Raw genomic sequence first — 16,224 nt, 5'->3', positions numbered from 1 at the left:
CCCATCCTCCCCGATAGCCTCCAGGCATGCCCACGCTCGCGGACGTCGTCGCCCTGCTGCACGGGTGGTACCCGCCCGACACCGCCGACTCCTGGGACGCCGTCGGGCTCGTCTACGGCGACCCCGCGGCGCCGGTGCGCAAGGTGCTGTTCGCGGTCGACCCGGTGCTGCCGGTGGCGCAGGAGGCGGCCGCGTGGGGCGCGGACCTGCTGGTCACCCACCACCCGCTGTTCCTCAAGGCCGTCCACGGCTTCGCGGCGACCACGCCCAAGGGGCGCACGCTGATGACCCTGGCCGGTGCCGGGTGCGCGTTGCTCGCGGCCCACACCAACGCCGACCAGGCGGTGGGCGGGGTGTCCGAGGCGATGGCCCAGGCCCTGGGTCTCACCGACGTCGCCCCGATCGTGCCCGCCGCCGCGGACCCTCTCGACAAGCTCACGGTCTACGTCCCCGCGGGCGATGCCGAGCGGCTGCGCGCGGTGCTCGCCGAGGCCGGGGCGGGCCGGATCGGCGACTACGACCACGCGTCGTTCTCGACGCCCGGCGAGGGCCGGTTCCGTCCGCTGGCAGGCGCCCAGCCCACGATCGGCACCGTCGGCGAGGTCGAGGTGGTGGACGAGGTGCGCATCGAGGTCGTGCTGCCGCGGCACCGGCGTACGCCGGTCGTGCGCGCCATGCTGGCCGCGCATCCCTACGAGGAGCCGGCGTACGACGTCGTCGAGCTCGGCGACCCGGGGCTGACGAGCACCGGCACCGGCCGGATCGGATCGGTGCCCGAGATGTCGCTGGAGGAGTTCGCCGCCCGGGTGGCCGCCGCCTTGCCGGCGACTGCGCAGGGGGTGCGCGTGGCGGGTGACCCGTCACGGCCGGTGCGCCGGGTCGCGCTGTGCGGCGGGGCGGGCGACTTCCTGCTCGACACGGTCGCGCGGACCGACGCCGACGTCTACGTCACCAGCGACCTGCGGCACCACCCGGCGAGCGAGTTCGTGGAGCGGGAGGGGCCCGCGCTCGTCGATGTCGCGCACTGGTCCGCGGAGTCGACCTGGCTCCCGGTCGTGGAGGCGCGACTGCGCGGTGCACTGGACGGGGCGGCGGGCGATACGGTGGAGACCCGGGTGAGCACCATCCGGACCGATCCCTGGCAGTTCCGCATCTGAGGAGCACACCCTGAAAGCCGACCCGTCCGCCCAGCTCCAGCTCCTCGACGTGCAGGCGCTCGACGCCCGAGCCGACCTGCTGCGCCACCAGCGGGCGAGCCTGCCCGAGATCGCGGAGATCGCGACCCTCCAGGCCAGCCGCACCGACCTCGACAACCGCGCCCGCGACGCCCGGATCACCGTCGACGACCTGAGCGTCGAGCAGGAGAAGGTCGACGCTGACGTGGAGGCGGTCAAGTCCCGCCGGCGCCGCGACCGTGACCGGATGGACCAGGGCCTGGTCACCAACCCCAAGGACCTCGAGCGGATGGGCCACGAGCTGGAGTCCCTCGAACGCCGCATCTCCTCCCTCGAGGACGAGGAGCTGGAGCTGATGGCCCGCCTCGAGGACGCCCAGCGCGACCTCGACGGCCTGACCGCCCAGGTGGCCGAAGCCGACCAGCGGCTGGCCGAGCTGACCGCTGCCCGCGACGAGCGGCTGGCCGTCATCGACACCGAGCTCACCGCGCTGCAGGCCGAGCGCGCGCCGGCGGTCGAGGGCCTACCGGCCGATCTGTTCACGCTCTACGACAAGCTGCGCGCACAGAAGGGCGGCATCGGTGCCGCCGAGCTGCGCCAGCGCCGCTGCACCGGGTGTCAGCTCGGCATCGACAACGCCGAGCTCGCGGTCATCAAGGCGAAGCCCGCCGACGACGTCGTCCGATGCGAGGAGTGCAGCCGGATCCTGGTCCGCACGCCCGAGTCCGGGTTGTGACCGAGCGGTCGATCACGCGCGTCGTCATCGAGGCCGACGGCGGGTCGCGCGGCAACCCCGGCCCGGCGGCGTACGGCGCGGTGCTGCGCGACGCCGACACCGGTGCGGTGATCGCCGAGGAGGGCACGACCATCGGGGTCGCCTCCAACAATGTCGCGGAGTACTCCGGGCTGATCGCGGGGCTGCGGTTGGCCGGGCAGTACGCGCCGGACGCCGAGATCGAGGTCCGGATGGACTCCAAGCTCGTCGTCGAGCAGATGTCGGGCCGCTGGAAGATCAAGCACCCCGACATGCGGCCGCTGGCGAGCCAGGCGACCGAGTTGGCGCCGTTCGGCACGACGTACACCTGGGTGCCGCGGGAGCAGAACACGCACGCGGACCGGCTGGCCAACGAGGCGCTCGACGGCAGGCGCAGCGGGGTCAGCGTCGCGGGCGAGGCGCAGGAGCCGGACTCGTTGATCGAGGAGGTCGAGGCGCCGGCGGCGTCGATCCAGACCCAGTCCCGCGGGTGGGGCGGCGGCGGTGCGCCGACGACGGTCGTGCTTGTCCGTCACGGCGTCACCCCGCACACGACCGCGAAGCGGTTCTCCGGTGGCCTCGCCAGCGCCAACCCCGGGCTCAGCGACGAGGGCAAGGCGCAGATCCGCGCGGTCGCCGAGTGGCTCGGCCCGATCGCCGAGCGCATCGACGCCGTGGTCGCCTCGCCGGTGCGGCGCACGCAGGAGTCCGCCGCGATCATCGCCGAGGCGCTCGGCCGCTCGGTGGAGACCGAGCCGGGGTTCGCCGAGATGGAGTTCGGCTCCTGGGACGGGCTGACGTTCGCCGAGGTGGGGGAGCGCCACCCCGAGCAGCTGAACGCGTGGCTGGGCTCGCTCGACGTCGCGCCCGGTGACGAGGGGAGCGGCGGCGAGTCGTTCCGCGTCGTGCAGGAGCGGGTGCTCGCCGGGCTGGCGCGGCTGCTCGAGACCCACGCCGGCAAGACCGTCGTGGTCGTCAGCCACGTCACGCCGATCAAGACCCTGGTCGCGCACGCGGTGGACGCCCAGCTCGACGCGGTGTTCCGGATGGAGCTCACTCCCGCCTCGGTGACGGTCATGTCCTACTACGACGACAAGCCGTCGCTGCGGATGTACAACGCGCTGCCGCCCGGCAACGACGTGTTCGCGGCCGGCGCCACGAAGTGGTGACTACAGCTCGCTGACCACCACGTCCAGGCGGCTGCCGTCCTCCTCGACCACCCAGCCGAGATCGCGCAGCGCGTCGGCCAGTCGCGCGGGGGTGCGCGGATCGGCGCCGGACTCGAGCAGGGCGCGGACGATCCGCCCCTTGGTCGCCTTGTTGAAGTGGCTGACGACCTTGCGTGTGCCCGCGTGCTCGTGGAGGACCCGCACGGTCGCCGTACGGACCCCTTCCGGGCGCCAGAAAGCGACGTACGTGCCGCTGCGCAGGTCGACGAGCAGCCCGCCGCCGACGGCCTCGGTGAGCACCGGCCCGAGCTGCTCGCGCCACACGCCCGCGACCGGGCCGAGGCCGGGCAGGGTGGTGTCGCCGGAGAGCCGGTACGCCGGGATCCGGTCCGCGGTGCGCACCACCCCGAACAGGCTGGACGTCACCGCCAGTCGGGTCGCCGCGCGGCGCTTGGCCGCTGCCGAGAGCGTGGCGACGTCCAGAGCGTCGTAGAGCACACCGGTGTAGACCTGGTCGGCCCGCTGGGTCGGCGCGGTCCGCAACCCGGCGTTGAGGCTGACGAGGTCGTGCTGGGTGGCGCCCAGGCCGAGGGTCTTCGCCGCGACGTCCGGGTCGCCCTCGCACAGCTCCTCCAGCGCGCCGAGCACCCGCTCGCGCGCGCCGGTCAGGGCCGGGAACGACAGGCTCTCGAGGTCCAGGGCACGCCCGCGGCGCGCGCCCGCCTTGCCCTCACTGGGCGGCAGCAGCATCAGCACGGTGGTTATGGTGCCGGTATGCCGAGTAGCCGTGTCGTCCGGGTCCGCTCCGTCCGCGACGGGGTGGCCGCGGCCGCGCTGCGCGACGGCATCGCACAGATCCAGGCGGATCTCGAGGTCACCGCGGAGTTCGCGCCCGAGGTCGAGGCGGCGGCCGCCGCCGCGGCCACGGCGCCGCGACTGCCCGAGCTGGATCGCACCGAGGTGCCGTTCCTGACGATCGACCCCGCGGGCGCGCTCGACCTCGACCAGGCGCTGCACCTCGAGCGCGACGGCGACGGGTACGTCGTCCACTACGCGATCGCCGACGTCGCTGCCTTCGTCACCCCTGGCGACCCGGTCGACGTCGAGGCCCACCGGCGCGGCGAGACGCTCTACGGCGCGGACTCGAAGATCCCGCTGCACCCGCGCAGCCTGAGCGAGGACGCGGCGTCGCTGCTGCCCGGCCAGGTCCGCCCGGCCCTGCTGTGGACGATCCGCGTCGACGCCGACGGCGGCCGCACAGACGTGCACGTCGAGCGGGCGCGGGTGCGCTCGGTCGCCCAGCTCACCTACGAGGAGGTGCAGCGCGCGATCGACACCGGCACCGGCGCGCCCGTGTTGGCGCTCCTCAAGGAGGTCGGCGAGCTGCGGCTCGCCCGGGAGGCCGCCCGTGGCGGGGTGTCGCTGCCGCTGCCCGAGCAGGAGGTCGACGTCGAGGGGGAGGAGTGGCGCCTGGAGTTCCGCGAGCAGCTTCCGGTGGAGCAGTGGAACGCACAGATCTCGCTGCTCACCGGCTTCGCGGCCGCCTCCCTGATGGTCTATGCCCGGGTCGGCCTGCTGCGCACGCTCCCGCCGCCGGACCCGCGCGACGTGCAGCGGTTGCACCGCACCGCCCGCGCGCTCAAGATCGCGTGGCCGGCCGAGCAGCTCTACCCCGACTTCATCCGCTCCCTGGACCCCTCGATCCCCAGCCACGCCGCGATGGTCAACGCGTGCACTCGGCTGCTGCGCGGCAGCGGGTACGTCGCGTTCGACGGCGAGGTCCCGGCTGACCCGCAGCACTCCGCGCTGGCCTCGGAGTACGCCCACGTGACCGCGCCACTGCGCCGGCTCGGCGACCGGTATGCCGGCGAGGTCTGCCTCGCGCTGTGCGCCGGCACCGACGTGCCGGCGTGGGTGCTCCAGGCGCTGCCGGGTCTGCCGAAGACCCTCCAGGCCTCCGCGGCCAGGTCCCGCTCCTACGAGCGCCAGGTGGTCGACCTGGTCGAGGCCGGTGTGTTGCGCGGACGGGTCGGCGAGGTCTTCGACGGGGTCGTGGTCGACGTCGACGAGTCCGACGAGCGCCGCGGCGTGGTCGTCATCCACGATCCCGACGTCGAGGCGCCGGTGGTCGGCGGCGAGCCGCTCCCGCTAGGCACCGACGTGCGGGTCCGGCTCACCACAGCCGACCTCGCCACCCGGAAGGTCGAGCTCACCCTGGAGTGAGCACCGGCCAGGCGAGCTCGGTGCGCCAGGAGGCGGGGTCGGGGTCGTCGTGCGGTCCGATCAGGTAGATCTCCTGGACGGGCCCGTCGGTCCCGATCGAGTGCGTTGCGACGTGGGTTCCGAGCGCAGCGTAGGACACGTCGATGTCGTCGTGGGCTCCGAGGTGGGTGACCACCGCGACCTGGCGGTCGGGGAGCGTCAGGCGCTCGGCGCGGCCCCCGGCCGGGTCATCCTCGGTGGGCACGTAGACGAGCGCCTGGCCGCGCCCGTGGGTGAACAGCTCGTGGTCATAGCACCCGCCCGGCGGGCCGGTGCGGGTCAGTGGCGCCAGCTCGGCCATGGCGCCGTCGTACCAGTCCAGGACGGACTCGTGATCGACGCTCTCCCGCACCCCGACGACGTGCGTGGCAGGCATGTACCGCAAAGTGACCTCGAGGTCGGGTGCAGGCGCCAGGATGCGGCGCAGGGCGTCGACAGCCAGGCGGGTGCGGTCGAGCTGGTCCTCCAGGCGGGCGAGGTGCGCGCCGAGGACGGCGTCCCGGTCCGCCGTGCTCGCTGCCGTCAGCAGCTCGCGGATCTCGGCGATCGGCAGCCCGAGCTCGCGGAACCGGTGGATGCTCAGGGCCGCCGGGACCTGTGCGAGGGAGTAGTGGCGATAGCTCGAGAACGGGTCCACCTCGTCGGGGACCAGCAGGCCGGTGTCGTGGTATCGCCGGAGCTGACGGATGCTGAGGTGGGTGACCTGCGAGAACTCGCCGATGCTCAGTCGCCTGCCCGGTTCATCAGTCACGGACGGATCGTAAGGGCCGCGATCCGGCCGTCGTCGTCGAAGCGGAAGGTGTAGTGGAGGTCGACGGGGCTGCCGGGGAAGTCGCCCGTCACCTCGGCCACCGCGTGCCAGGCGTTCCCTGCCGGCTCCACCCGCCGGACGGCGTACGTCACCGGCGGGACCTCGCGACGCCAGGCGCGGACCGCCTCGACGCCGTGGTGCTCGTGGCCGTCGTCCACGACCACCACCTCGGGCGCGAAGAGGGCGACGTATGCCTCGCGGTCGGGGTCGACGGCGCGGGCGAAGTGCTGATCGATGAGTGCGGGTGCGTCCATGCCCTCAGCCTGGGGTCTCTCCCCGGGGGAGACTCAAGGGGAGTCGCTCGCACCTGCCGCAGCGGCTGTCTTCCTGCGGCTACCCGTTGGCGGTCGACCCCGAGCGGTCGACCACGAACGCGACCGCCGAGCCGAGGGTCGCCAGCGCGGGGTAGTCGGTCTCGTCGATGCGGACGCCGGCGCGGGTGCTCAGCTGCTCGACGAAGGAGAGGAAGTCCAGCGAGTCCAGCTCGAGCTCGTCACGCAGCGGCGCGTCCTCCGGGACGGTGTCGATCTGGGCGTCCGGCACGATCGCGGTCAGCGCCGCGGCCACGGCCGCGCGTGCGTCCTGGGCGTTCATAGGTCCTCCGGTTGCTGTAGGTGGCGGTCGATCAGGTCGAGGAAGCGCGCGCCGGTGAACCCGTCGGTGACTCGATGGTCGGCGGAGAGCGTCATCGTGGTGACCGGTCGCGCACCGACCATCCCGCCTGACGCCCACGGACGCTCGACGACCCGGCCGACGCCGACCAGCGCCACCTGCGGGGCGTGGATGACGCCGAAGACCGCCTCGACGCCCTGGTCGCCCAGGTTGGTCACCGTGATGGTCGGCTCGTTGAGCTCACGGCCCCGGAGCCGACGGCCCCGCGCCCGGACCACCAGGTCCTTGAGCCGCGCCATCAGCTCGTCGAGCGGCACCTGGTCGGCGTCGAGGAGTGCTGGAGCGACCAGCCCGCCGCCGCGCAACGAGATCGCGACGCCGAGGTGCACGCCCGACCCGGGCTGGAACGCGCCCTCGATCCAGAACCCGTTGAGCGCGGGATTGGCGGCCACGGCGAGGGCGGTGGCCTTGAGCACCAGCGCGGCCGGCACCAGTCGGCGGTCGACCGGGAGGTCCTTGTTCCGTTCGTGCATCCAGCCGAGGGCGCGGGAGAGGTCGACGGTGTTGGCCAGGTAGTAGTGCGGCACCTCCCGCTTGGAGCGACTCATCGCGGCCGCGATCGTGGCACGCATCGGGTCCGCGGCGGGCGCCGGCCCGGGAGCGGGGGTGCCGGCAGGGGCGGGGGACGGCGGCGGCGCAGGGGCGGGGGAGACCTGACTCGCCGCGCGGACGTCCTCCGCCCGGATCGTGGTGCCGTCCGCCGCGCGCACGGTGTCGAGGTCGACCCCGCGCTCGGCGGCGAGCCGGCGGGCGTACGGCGTGACGCGTGCCCGACCGTCCGTGGGAGGCGGGGCTGCGGACTCGGCGGCGTGGCGGCGGACGTCCTCGCGGGTGATCTCCCCGCCGTCCCCGGTGCCGTGCACCCGGGCCAGGTCGACGCCGAGGCGCTCGGCGTCGCGGCGCACCAGCGGGGAGTGGACCCGCGCAGCCTTGGTCCCGCGCCGTGTCCCGGTCGCACGCTTGGCCGGGGGCGCGACGGGAGACGGTTCGGCCGGCGCTACGACCGCAGCCTCGGGCACGGTCTCGGGCACGAGTTCGGCTGCCGGTCCGGGCACGCGAGCCGATGGGCTCGGTGCCTCGCCGGGTGCCGCGAGCGTGGCGAGCACGGTGCCGACCGGGACGGTGGTGCCCGGCTCGACGAGCAGGGCGTCGACGACACCGGCCACGAAAGACTCGACCTCGACCGCCGACTTCGAGGTGTCGACCACGGCGAGCACGTCCCCCTTGCGGACCGTGTCACCGGGGTGCACCAGCCACTCCAGCAGGGTGCCTTCGTCCATGTCGGCGCCCAGCGAGGGCATCGTGAACTCGGCCATGGTCAGCCCTTGGTCCGGTGCGCGGCCGCGACGATGTCCTCGACCTGGGGGAGCGCGGCCTGCTCCAGGTGGCGGGCGTAGGGCATCGGGACCTCGGCGGAGCAGACCCGCTCGACCGGCGCATCGAGGTCGTAGAACGCCTGTTCCTGAATACGGGCCGCGATCTCCGCGGAGAGGCTCCCGGTGCGCCAGCCCTCGTCGACGACCACGGCGCGATGGGTGCGGCACACCGAGCCGAGGATCGTCGCGTCGTCGAGCGGGCGCAGGGTCCGCAGGTCGACGACCTCGGCGGAGAGACCCTCGGCGTCCAGCGCCTCGGCCGCCTCGAGTGTCCGGGCGAGCATGCCGCCGTAGGTGATCAGCGAGACGTCGGTGCCCGGGCGCCGGACGGCCGCGTGATCGATGTCGACGATCCCGGCGTCCTCGGCGAGCCGTCCCTTCATCGGGTAGAGCGATCCGTGCTCGAACAGCAGCACCGGGTCGGGGTCCGCGAGTGCCGCGGCCAGCATGCCGCGGGCGTCCTCGAGGGTGGCCGGGGTGACGATCCGGAGCCCGGGGATGTGGGCGAACCACCCCTCGAGGCTGTGGGAGTGCTGGGCGGCGAGCTGCCGCCCGGCACCGGTGGTCATCCGGATCACCAGCGGCACGTCGTACTGCCCACCGGACATGTGCAGCAGCGACGCGGCGTTGTTCATGATCTGGTCGAGCGCGAGGAGGCTGAAGTTGACCGTCATCACCTCGACGATCGGGCGCATGCCCTGCAGGGCGGCGCCGATGCCGGCGCCGACGAACGCGGACTCCGAGAGGGGCGTGTCGCGGATCCGCTCGGGCCCGAACTCCTCGAGCAGGCCGAGGCTGACCGCGAAGCAGCCGCCGTAGCTGCCCACGTCCTCGCCCATGAGGAATACCCGTTCGTCGTTCTGCAGCGCCTCGCGCAACCCCGCGCGCAGTGCGTCGCGGTAGGTGGTCTCCACCATCCGGGTCATCGCGCGCCTCCCGCCGCCGTGGCCGTCGAGCCGTCGGAGTAGACGAAGCGGGTCAGGTCCTCGACGGGCTCCTCGGTCTCGGAGGCGGCCTGTTCGACCGCGGCCGTGATCCGGGCGGCGATCTGCTCGTCCATCACGGCCAGGCTCTCGTCGGTCAGCCGGCCCGCGGCGCGCAGCTGCTCGCCGAGCGCGTCGATCGGGTCACGCCCGCGCCACTGGGCGACCTCGTCCTTGCTGCGGTAGCGGTCCGGGTCGTACATCGAGTGTGCCCGGAACCGGTAGGTCTTCAGCTCCAGGAACACCGGTCCGCCGCCGCCGCGGATCTCCGCGACCGCCTGCTCGGCGGCCGCAGCGACCGCCACGGCGTCCATCCCGTCCACCGGCCAGGCGGCTGCGCCGTACGACGCCGCTCGCAGCGCCAGCTCGGTGCGTCCGTGTTCCTTGCCCAGCGAGGTGCCCATCGCATAGCCGTTGTTCTCGCAGCAGAACAGCACCGGCAGCCGCCACAGCACCGCCAGGTTGAGGCTCTCGTGGAACTCGCCCTCGGCCATCGCGCCGTCGCCGAAGAAGCAGGCGGTCACCGCCGGCCGGTGCTGCAGGGCGTCGCCGAGCGCGAGACCGACGGCGAGCGGCAGGCCGCCGCCGACGACGGCGTTGCCGCCGACGAAGCGCCGGGACCGGTCGAATAGGTGCATCGACCCGCCGCGGCCCCGACTGCACCCGGTGACCTTGCCGAACATCTCGGCCATCAGTGCCTCCGGGTCGGCCCCGCGGGCGAGCGCGTGCCCGTGCTCGCGGTACGTCGAGACCACGGAGTCCTCGGCGCCCAGGGCACTGCACACGCCGGTGGCGACGGCTTCCTCGCCGACGTAGAGGTGCAGGAAGCCGCGGATCTGGCCGCCGCTGTAGAGCTCCGCGCAACGCTCCTCGAAGCGGCGGATGAGCAGCATCGTCGCCAGCAGGTCCAGCGGGTCGGCACTCATGGCTGACGCTCCATCGTCGACACGTCGCCCTCCGGGAGCCCGAGCGCGCGGGCCTTGAGCACCCGTCTCATCACCTTGCCGCTGCTGTTGTGCGGCAGGTGCTCGTCGAACACGATCTCCTTGGGTGCGAGCCCACCGAGCCGCCGCCGCGAGAAGGCCACGAGGTCCAGCCGCAGCTCCTCGTCCGCTGCGACCCCTGCGCGCACCGTGACGTAGGCGCGGACCAGCTCGCCCGCCAGCTCGTCGGGCATGCCGATCACCCCGGCCTCCACGACCGCCGGGTGCTCGAGCAGCGCCGACTCGACCTCGAACGGGCCGATCAGGTGGCCGGCGGACTTGATCACGTCGTCGGCGCGGCCCACGAACCACAGGTAGCCGTCGGCGTCGATGCTGGCCAGGTCGCCACTGAGGTACCAGCCGTCGGCGAAGCACGAGCGGTAGCGCTCCTCGTCGTCGAGGTAGGTGCGGAACATCGACGGCCAGCCGGCGCGCACCGCCAGCTCCCCGGACTCACCGACGGCCGCGGGGGTCACCCGGCCGGCCTCCACCCGGGCGCGCCCGTTGTCGCCGAGCGCCAGCGTCGTCACCTGGACGCCGGGCATCGGGCGACCCATCGAGCCGGGCCGGATCGGCATGCCGGGGTAGTTGCTGACCATGATCGCGCCGGTCTCGGTCTGCCACCAGTTGTCGTGGATCGGCAGCCCCAGAGCCTCCTGGCCCCACCGGACGACCTCGGGGTTGAGCGCCTCGCCGACGCTTGCCACGTGCCGCAGCGCGCTGAGGTCGTGGGTGCGCGCGAGGTCGGCCCCGTAGCGCATCAGCATCCGCAGCGCCGTGGGCGCGGTGTACCAGACGTCGACCTGCTGCTCGGCGAGGATCCGGTACCAGGCCCCGGCCTCGAACTCGCCGGCGTAGCTGACGAGCGTGGCGCCGATGGTGAGCGGCGCGATGATGCCGTACGACGTGCCGGTGACCCAGCCCGGGTCCGCGGTGCACCAGAAGACGTCGCCGGGGCGCAGGTCGAGGGCCAGCGCGGCGGTCACCCGGTGGGCGATCACCGCGTCGTGCACGTGGACCGCGCCCTTGGGCAGGCCGGTGGTGCCGCTGGTGAAGTGCAGGAGCGCCGGGTCGGAGGGATCGGTGGGCGCGATGACGTACTCGGTCGGCTGCCCGGCCATCGCGTCGTCGAAGCCGATCAGCATTCCGTCCGGAGCGGTCTGACCGTGCGCGGGTCGGCCCACCAGCACGACGTGGCGCAGGTAGGGCAGCTGCTCGAGCTGGGGAGCGATCTTGCGTCGGTAGAGCGACTCGGTGGTGACCAGCACGGGAGCGCGGCTGCGCAGGAGCCGCTCTCGGACCGGGTCGGGTCCGAAGGAGGAGAACAGCGGGGAGAAGACCGCGCCGGCCTTGAGCGTGCCCAGGCAGACGACGTACTGCTCGTGCTGGCGGCCGAGCAGCGAGACCACGGGCTCGCCGCGTCGCACTCCCAGGGAGCTCAGGAGATGGGCGAACCTGCTGGTCTCCTGGCGCAGCTGCGCGTAGGTGATCGGTGTCATCGCGCCGTCCGCGGCGACGCAGCGGATCGCGACCTGGTCTCCGCGGCCCTCGTCGACGTGGCGGTCGACCGCCTCGTGCGCGATGTTGAGTCCACCCCCGCCCGGGAGCCGGGCGAGTGCCTCACGGGCACGCTCCCACGTGAAGTCCCGGTTGAGTTCGGCGTAGTCGGGTGCTGCCGACTGTGCCGGGTCGAGCTCTGGTCGGGTGCTGGACATCGCCTCCGACCTCCTTCGGTCGTCTCTCGCCAGTGTGCGAAGTCACAGCCGCCGATCGGCAAGAGGCGAAAGTCCTCGCTCGACGGGCGCGTGGGGCCCGGATCGGCTGGAGCCGCCGACGCGTGGCCGTGGGGACCTAGGTCTCCCGGGCCCCGGGCCGCGGGCCCCTGTCGGCGTAGCCGGGGGAGGGCGAACGTGGTGACAGAGGTCTCACGATGCTCCTCGCCCGCCCCTCGTCCGCGACGCATGTGCTCGATGAGCCCGCACATCCGGCGGGTCTCGGGAGGTCGCGCGTGACCTCGTCCGAGCCCACCTTGCCTCGGCGGTGGCGCTCGGCGCCCACGAGAGGAGACGACGATGAGTGTGTGGCTGACGGTGCTGGTCGTGATCGGGGTGCTCGCAGTGGTCTTCCTGCTGGCATCGCTGCGGGTCGTGCAGCAGTACGAGAAGGGTGTGCAGTTCCGGCTCGGCAAGCTGCACCGGGTGCGCGAGCCCGGCCTGCGCCCGATCATCCCGGTGATCGACACCATGCGGAAGGTCTCGCTGCGGACCGTGACGATGCCGATCCAGTCCCAGGGGATCATCACCAAGGACAACGTCAGCATCGACGTGGCGGGGGTGGCGTACTTCCACGTGATGGACGCCGTGAAGTCCGTGCTAGCGATCGAGAACGTCGGCTCCGCGATCAACCAGATCGCCCAGACCACGCTGCGCAACGTCGTCGGTCAGCACACGCTCGACCAGACCCTGACCGACACCGACGCCATCAACGTCAACATCCGCGAGATCCTCGACCGCACCACCACCGACTGGGGCGTCCTGGTGACCTTGGTCGAGCTCAAGGACATCACGCTTCCCGAGAGCATGAAGCGGGCGATGGCCCGCCAGGCCGAGGCGGAGCGCGAGAAGAGGGCCAAGATCATCGCCGCGGAGGGTGAGGCGGCGGCCGCCGCAGCCCTCGGCGAGGCCTCGGACATGATGGTGGAGCACCCGCTCGCACTGCAGCTGCGCAACCTCCAGAGCCTGGTGGAGATCGGCGTGGACAAGAACACCACGGTGGTCTTCCCGGCGCCCCTGATGAGCACGATCGGGGACCTCGGGGCCTTCCTGCGCCGTGAGACGCAGGCGGCAGGCGAGACGGCCGCGGCAGCCCCCTTGCGGGCCGCCGTGTCCTCCGCGAACGGGTCCGCCCAGCCCGTCGAGTAGTCCCTCGGGGCGGCGCCGGAGGCCCCGCCAGGTTGGGCAGAAGGTCTCGGGCCCCTGGGCCGTGGGGCTCTGTCTGGCTTCGGTGGCCCCGGGAGACCGTGGTGAGGACAGGGCAGGAGGTGTCCCAGATGTTCCTCGACCGGATCGATGGTGGTCGTCGGCTGGCTGCGCTGGTGTCCCACCTGGCGGGCACCGACGTGGTCGTGCTCGGGCTGCCCCGGGGAGGCGTGCCGGTCGCTGCCGAGGTGGCTCACGAGCTGCGCGCGCCCCTGGACGTGATCGTCGTGCGCAAGCCCGGCCTGCCCGGCGAGCCCGAGCTCGACGACCAGGAGCGGGCGCTGCTGCGCGATCGTGCGACGCAGCTGCGCAGCGGACGCGCCCCCCTGGACCTGACCGGTCGGGTGGCCCTCATCGTCGACGACGGCATCGCCACGGGCGCCACGGCCGCAGCCGCCTGCCAGGTCGCGCGCGAGGTGGGAGCGGCGTACGTCGTGGTCGCGACGCCGGTCGTCGCGCCGGGCATCAACGCGCGCTCGCTGGGGGCCGACGAGGTCGTGTACGTCGAGATGCCGGCGGAGTTCACCACCGTCGCCGCCCACTACCGGGACTTCCGGACCACCACCGACGACCAGGTCGTCCGGCTGCTCGATCAGGGCCGCGGAAACGGCTCCGACCCGGGCGGTCGGACGGTCCGCATCTCCACGGGGGGCGCGCTGCTCGCCGGCACGCTGCGGATCCCCGACGACCCGCGCGGCATCGTGATCTTCGCCCACGGGAGCGGCAGCAGCCGGCACAGTCCCCGCAACGTGCACGTTGCGCGGCGGCTCTCCCGCGCCGGGTTCGCCACGCTCCTGCTCGACCTGCTGACGCCCGCCGAGGAGTCCTCGTGCACGCGCGTCCTCGACGTGGACGAGCTCGCGGCCCGGCTCAGCGCCGCGACCCGGTGGCTCGCGGCCTCCCCGGAGCTCGCGGGGCTGCCGGTGGGCTACTTCGGCGCCAGCACCGGTGCCGCGGCCGCCCTCCGCTCGGCTGCCGAGCTCGACGGGCTCGTCCGGGCCGTCGTGTCCCGCGGCGGTCGCCCGGACCTGGCCGGCGACGCGCTCGCACGCGTGACCGCACCGACCCTGCTGGTCGTGGGGAGCGCCGACCCGACCGTGCTGGAGCTCAACCGCTGGGCGGCGGCACGCATGCAGTGCCGCACCCGCATGTCGGTCGTCTCCGGGGCCACCCACCTGTTCACCGAGCCCAACGCGCTCGAGCGGGTCTGCGAGCTCGCGAACGACTGGTTCGCCTCGCACCTGGCGGCCGCGCCGGCCGCCCTGAGCGCCACCAGCTGAGCGCCACCAGCTGAGCGTCGCCCAGCCGAGCCGGCGACGGGCGCCCGCGCGGGCCCGAAGGAGCCCCGGCGGGTGAGCCGTGAGCGCGCACCGGGCCGGGGCCCGACAGCACCGACTAGGGGCGGCGCCGTCGACTTCCATGCTCGTCCTGGACCTGCCCGGTGTCGTCCCCCACATAGGGGATCTCGAGCACCTCGGCAGAACTGCCCGGAGGGCCCCGCTGGTGCGAGGACTCGGGCCTCGATGGCCTACATTCGGCGACCGTGAGTGCCCAAGCCCCGTCCGCTGTCATCCTGGTCCGCGCCGAGCGATTCGTCCCCAACCCGGCCACGGCCGCCGACAACGCGTTCCAACGCGACGTGCCCGCCGGCCAGTCCGAGGACGCGACGTCGACCAAGGCGCTGGCCGAGATGGACGCGCTGGCGCAGGCGCTTCGCGACGCCGGCGTACGCGTCCACGTGTTCCGCGACGAGGACCACACCCGGCCCGACAGCGTGTTCCCGAACAACTGGCTCTCCACCCACGCGGGCGGCTATGTCGCGGTCTACCCGATGTACGCCTCGAACCGCCGCCACGAGCGGCGCGCCGACGTGCTGGAGATGCTCAAGTCGGAGTACCGCACCCAGACCATCGTCGACTACTCGGGTCTCGAGCCGGACGGCATCTTCCTCGAGGGCACCGGCGCGATGGTGCTCGACCACGTCTCGCGGGTCGCGTACACGGCCGTCAGCCACCGCGCCGACACCCACGTCCTGGAGCGGTTCTGCAGCGACTTCAACTACGAGCCGATGGCCTTCGAGGCCGTCGACTCCGACGGCGTACCCGTCTATCACACCAACGTCCTCGCCTGCGTCGGCACCGACGTCGCGCTGATCGCGCTGGAGATGATCCCTGACCACCAACGCCGCGAGCAGGTCCGCGAGCGGTTGAGCGTCAACGGCCGCACGATCGTGGAGCTCACCGAGCAGCAGATCCGCGACTTCGCCGGCAACGCGGTCGAGCTGTGCGGGCGTACGCCGGAGGGCAAGCGCCGCTACGTGATGGCGATGTCCGGCCGCGCCCGCCGCAGCCTGCGGCCCGAGCAGGTCGCGGCGATCGAGGAGTCCTGCGAGATCCTCGCCGTCGACATCCCCACGATCGAGCTCGCCGGCGGTTCGGTGCGCTGCATGATCGCCGGCATCCACCTCGACCGCCGCCCGCAGGCCACCGACGTCGAGCTCACCGAGGCCGTCGAGGCGATCAACGAGGAGCACCCCACCACTGCCGACGGGCAGGACGTCGCCGAGGCGGACGTCGAGGGCTGAGCGGGCCGGCGAGAACCTTCGCCGAGCGCGTCAGTCGCGATCCCAGGGTGCGGTGTCGTCCATCTTCGCGTAGTACTTCGCCAGGTGGCTCTTGACCCGGTCGACATCGCGATCGGGCAGGTCGACGCCACCGCGGGAGCCCTGCATCACGTTCCCCGCGGCCATCACGCCGCGCGGGACCGCAGTCAGCCTGCCGTCGACGACGTCGGCGATCAGCAGCTTGTACGCCGTGAAGTTGTCCTTGTTGTCCGCGTCGTACCAGACATGAGCATCGCGGTACTTCTCGTTGGGTTCGTCCTCGGCGCCCGCCCACTGGCGCACCCGCTTCTCGGCGGCCGCGCCGTCCCACTCGCGCTCGCGGTCGGCCAGGGGCAGGTCCTGGAAGCTCGTGACGGCCATCTCGATCTCCTCTCGTCGTGCCGGTCTGATGAGCACCCAGGTACCCAAGATGCAATCGGGGAACCGTCCGAACGGTGA

16 protein-coding genes are annotated in these 16,224 nt (G+C 72.9%); 7 read left to right on the top strand and 9 right to left on the bottom strand.

Annotated elements, in window-relative coordinates:
* Nucleotides 1-26 precede the first annotated feature (26 nt).
* The 3 genes from AC3ANS_RS13570 to AC3ANS_RS13560 are packed head-to-tail and all read left to right on the top strand — an operon-like array spanning nucleotide 27 to nucleotide 3,098.
* A complete protein-coding gene (locus AC3ANS_RS13570; protein ID WP_488292119.1) occupies nucleotides 27-1,157 on the top strand; it encodes a Nif3-like dinuclear metal center hexameric protein in 1,131 nt (376 codons plus the stop codon).
* Nucleotides 1,158-1,206: 49 nt separating this feature from the next.
* A complete protein-coding gene (locus AC3ANS_RS13565; RefSeq protein WP_488292118.1) occupies nucleotides 1,207-1,911 on the top strand; it encodes a zinc ribbon domain-containing protein in 705 nt (234 codons plus the stop codon).
* The gene (locus tag AC3ANS_RS13560; RefSeq protein ID WP_488292117.1) at nucleotides 1,908-3,098 is read left to right on the top strand and encodes a bifunctional RNase H/acid phosphatase; all 1,191 of its coding nucleotides are present in this window, start codon (nucleotides 1,908-1,910) and stop codon (nucleotides 3,096-3,098) included. Before AC3ANS_RS13565 ends, AC3ANS_RS13560 begins: the two co-directional genes overlap by 4 nt.
* Here AC3ANS_RS13560 and yaaA read toward each other — a convergent pair whose 3' ends face one another.
* Nucleotides 3,099-3,848 (bottom strand): peroxide stress protein YaaA, encoded by a 750-nt coding sequence (gene yaaA / locus AC3ANS_RS13555; protein ID WP_488296496.1) that lies wholly within the window; start codon nucleotides 3,846-3,848, stop codon nucleotides 3,099-3,101.
* Between the two features lie 24 nt (nucleotides 3,849-3,872).
* Between yaaA and AC3ANS_RS13550 the strand changes: the two genes are divergently transcribed.
* Nucleotides 3,873-5,321, top strand: coding sequence for an RNB domain-containing ribonuclease (locus tag AC3ANS_RS13550; RefSeq protein WP_488292116.1), 1,449 nt, complete (start codon nucleotides 3,873-3,875; stop codon nucleotides 5,319-5,321).
* Here AC3ANS_RS13550 and AC3ANS_RS13545 read toward each other — a convergent pair.
* From AC3ANS_RS13545 to acsA, 7 genes are all read right to left on the bottom strand, one after another.
* Nucleotides 5,308-6,111 carry a MerR family transcriptional regulator gene (locus AC3ANS_RS13545; protein WP_488292115.1) on the bottom strand — a complete coding sequence of 268 codons (804 nt, stop codon included), beginning with the start codon at nucleotides 6,109-6,111 and terminating at the stop codon, nucleotides 5,308-5,310. The genes AC3ANS_RS13550 and AC3ANS_RS13545 overlap by 14 nt on opposite strands.
* The gene (locus AC3ANS_RS13540; RefSeq protein ID WP_488292114.1) at nucleotides 6,108-6,425 is read right to left on the bottom strand and encodes a nuclear transport factor 2 family protein; all 318 of its coding nucleotides are present in this window, start codon (nucleotides 6,423-6,425) and stop codon (nucleotides 6,108-6,110) included. Before AC3ANS_RS13540 ends, AC3ANS_RS13545 begins: the two co-directional genes overlap by 4 nt.
* 79 nt (nucleotides 6,426-6,504) lie before the next feature.
* Nucleotides 6,505-6,765 carry an acyl carrier protein gene (locus AC3ANS_RS13535; RefSeq protein WP_488292113.1) on the bottom strand — a complete coding sequence of 87 codons (261 nt, stop codon included), beginning with the start codon at nucleotides 6,763-6,765 and terminating at the stop codon, nucleotides 6,505-6,507.
* Nucleotides 6,762-8,159: a dihydrolipoamide acetyltransferase family protein gene (locus tag AC3ANS_RS13530; protein WP_488292112.1), complete on the bottom strand. Its 1,398-nt coding sequence runs from the start codon at nucleotides 8,157-8,159 to the stop codon at nucleotides 6,762-6,764. Before AC3ANS_RS13530 ends, AC3ANS_RS13535 begins: the two co-directional genes overlap by 4 nt.
* Before the next feature lie 2 nt (nucleotides 8,160-8,161).
* Entirely contained in the window at nucleotides 8,162-9,133 is a 972-nt protein-coding gene (locus tag AC3ANS_RS13525; protein ID WP_488296495.1) for an alpha-ketoacid dehydrogenase subunit beta, read from the bottom strand.
* Between the two features lie 8 nt (nucleotides 9,134-9,141).
* Nucleotides 9,142-10,128, bottom strand: a complete 987-nt coding sequence (gene pdhA / locus AC3ANS_RS13520; protein WP_488292111.1) for a pyruvate dehydrogenase (acetyl-transferring) E1 component subunit alpha — start codon at nucleotides 10,126-10,128, stop codon at nucleotides 9,142-9,144.
* Complete coding sequence (gene acsA / locus AC3ANS_RS13515; RefSeq protein WP_488292110.1) at nucleotides 10,125-11,900, bottom strand: acetate--CoA ligase; 1,776 nt, start codon at nucleotides 11,898-11,900, stop codon at nucleotides 10,125-10,127. The genes pdhA and acsA overlap by 4 nt, the downstream gene beginning before the upstream one ends.
* Nucleotides 11,901-12,257: 357 nt before the next feature.
* Between acsA and AC3ANS_RS13510 the strand changes: the two genes are divergently transcribed.
* From AC3ANS_RS13510 to ctlX, 3 genes are all read left to right on the top strand, one after another.
* Nucleotides 12,258-13,106, top strand: coding sequence for a slipin family protein (locus tag AC3ANS_RS13510; RefSeq protein ID WP_488292109.1), 849 nt, complete (start codon nucleotides 12,258-12,260; stop codon nucleotides 13,104-13,106).
* A 128-nt stretch (nucleotides 13,107-13,234) separates the two neighbouring features.
* Nucleotides 13,235-14,443, top strand: a complete 1,209-nt coding sequence (locus tag AC3ANS_RS13505) for a phosphoribosyltransferase family protein (RefSeq protein ID WP_488296494.1) — start codon at nucleotides 13,235-13,237, stop codon at nucleotides 14,441-14,443.
* A gap of 263 nt (nucleotides 14,444-14,706) precedes the next feature.
* On the top strand, nucleotides 14,707-15,747 hold the full coding sequence (ctlX, locus tag AC3ANS_RS13500) for a citrulline utilization hydrolase CtlX (RefSeq protein ID WP_488292108.1): 1,041 nt from the start codon (nucleotides 14,707-14,709) through the stop codon (nucleotides 15,745-15,747).
* Between the two features lie 30 nt (nucleotides 15,748-15,777).
* On the opposite strand, the gene AC3ANS_RS13495 is transcribed toward ctlX, so the two are convergent.
* Nucleotides 15,778-16,146 carry a hypothetical protein gene (locus tag AC3ANS_RS13495; RefSeq protein ID WP_488292107.1) on the bottom strand — a complete coding sequence of 123 codons (369 nt, stop codon included), beginning with the start codon at nucleotides 16,144-16,146 and terminating at the stop codon, nucleotides 15,778-15,780.
* Nucleotides 16,147-16,224: the final 78 nt, after the last annotated feature.

It is taken from the genome of Nocardia sp. 149-1B, from assembly GCF_057747975.1.
The sequence above is the reverse complement of the archived record's forward strand: the minus strand, read 5'-3'. Positions and strand labels throughout refer to the sequence as shown.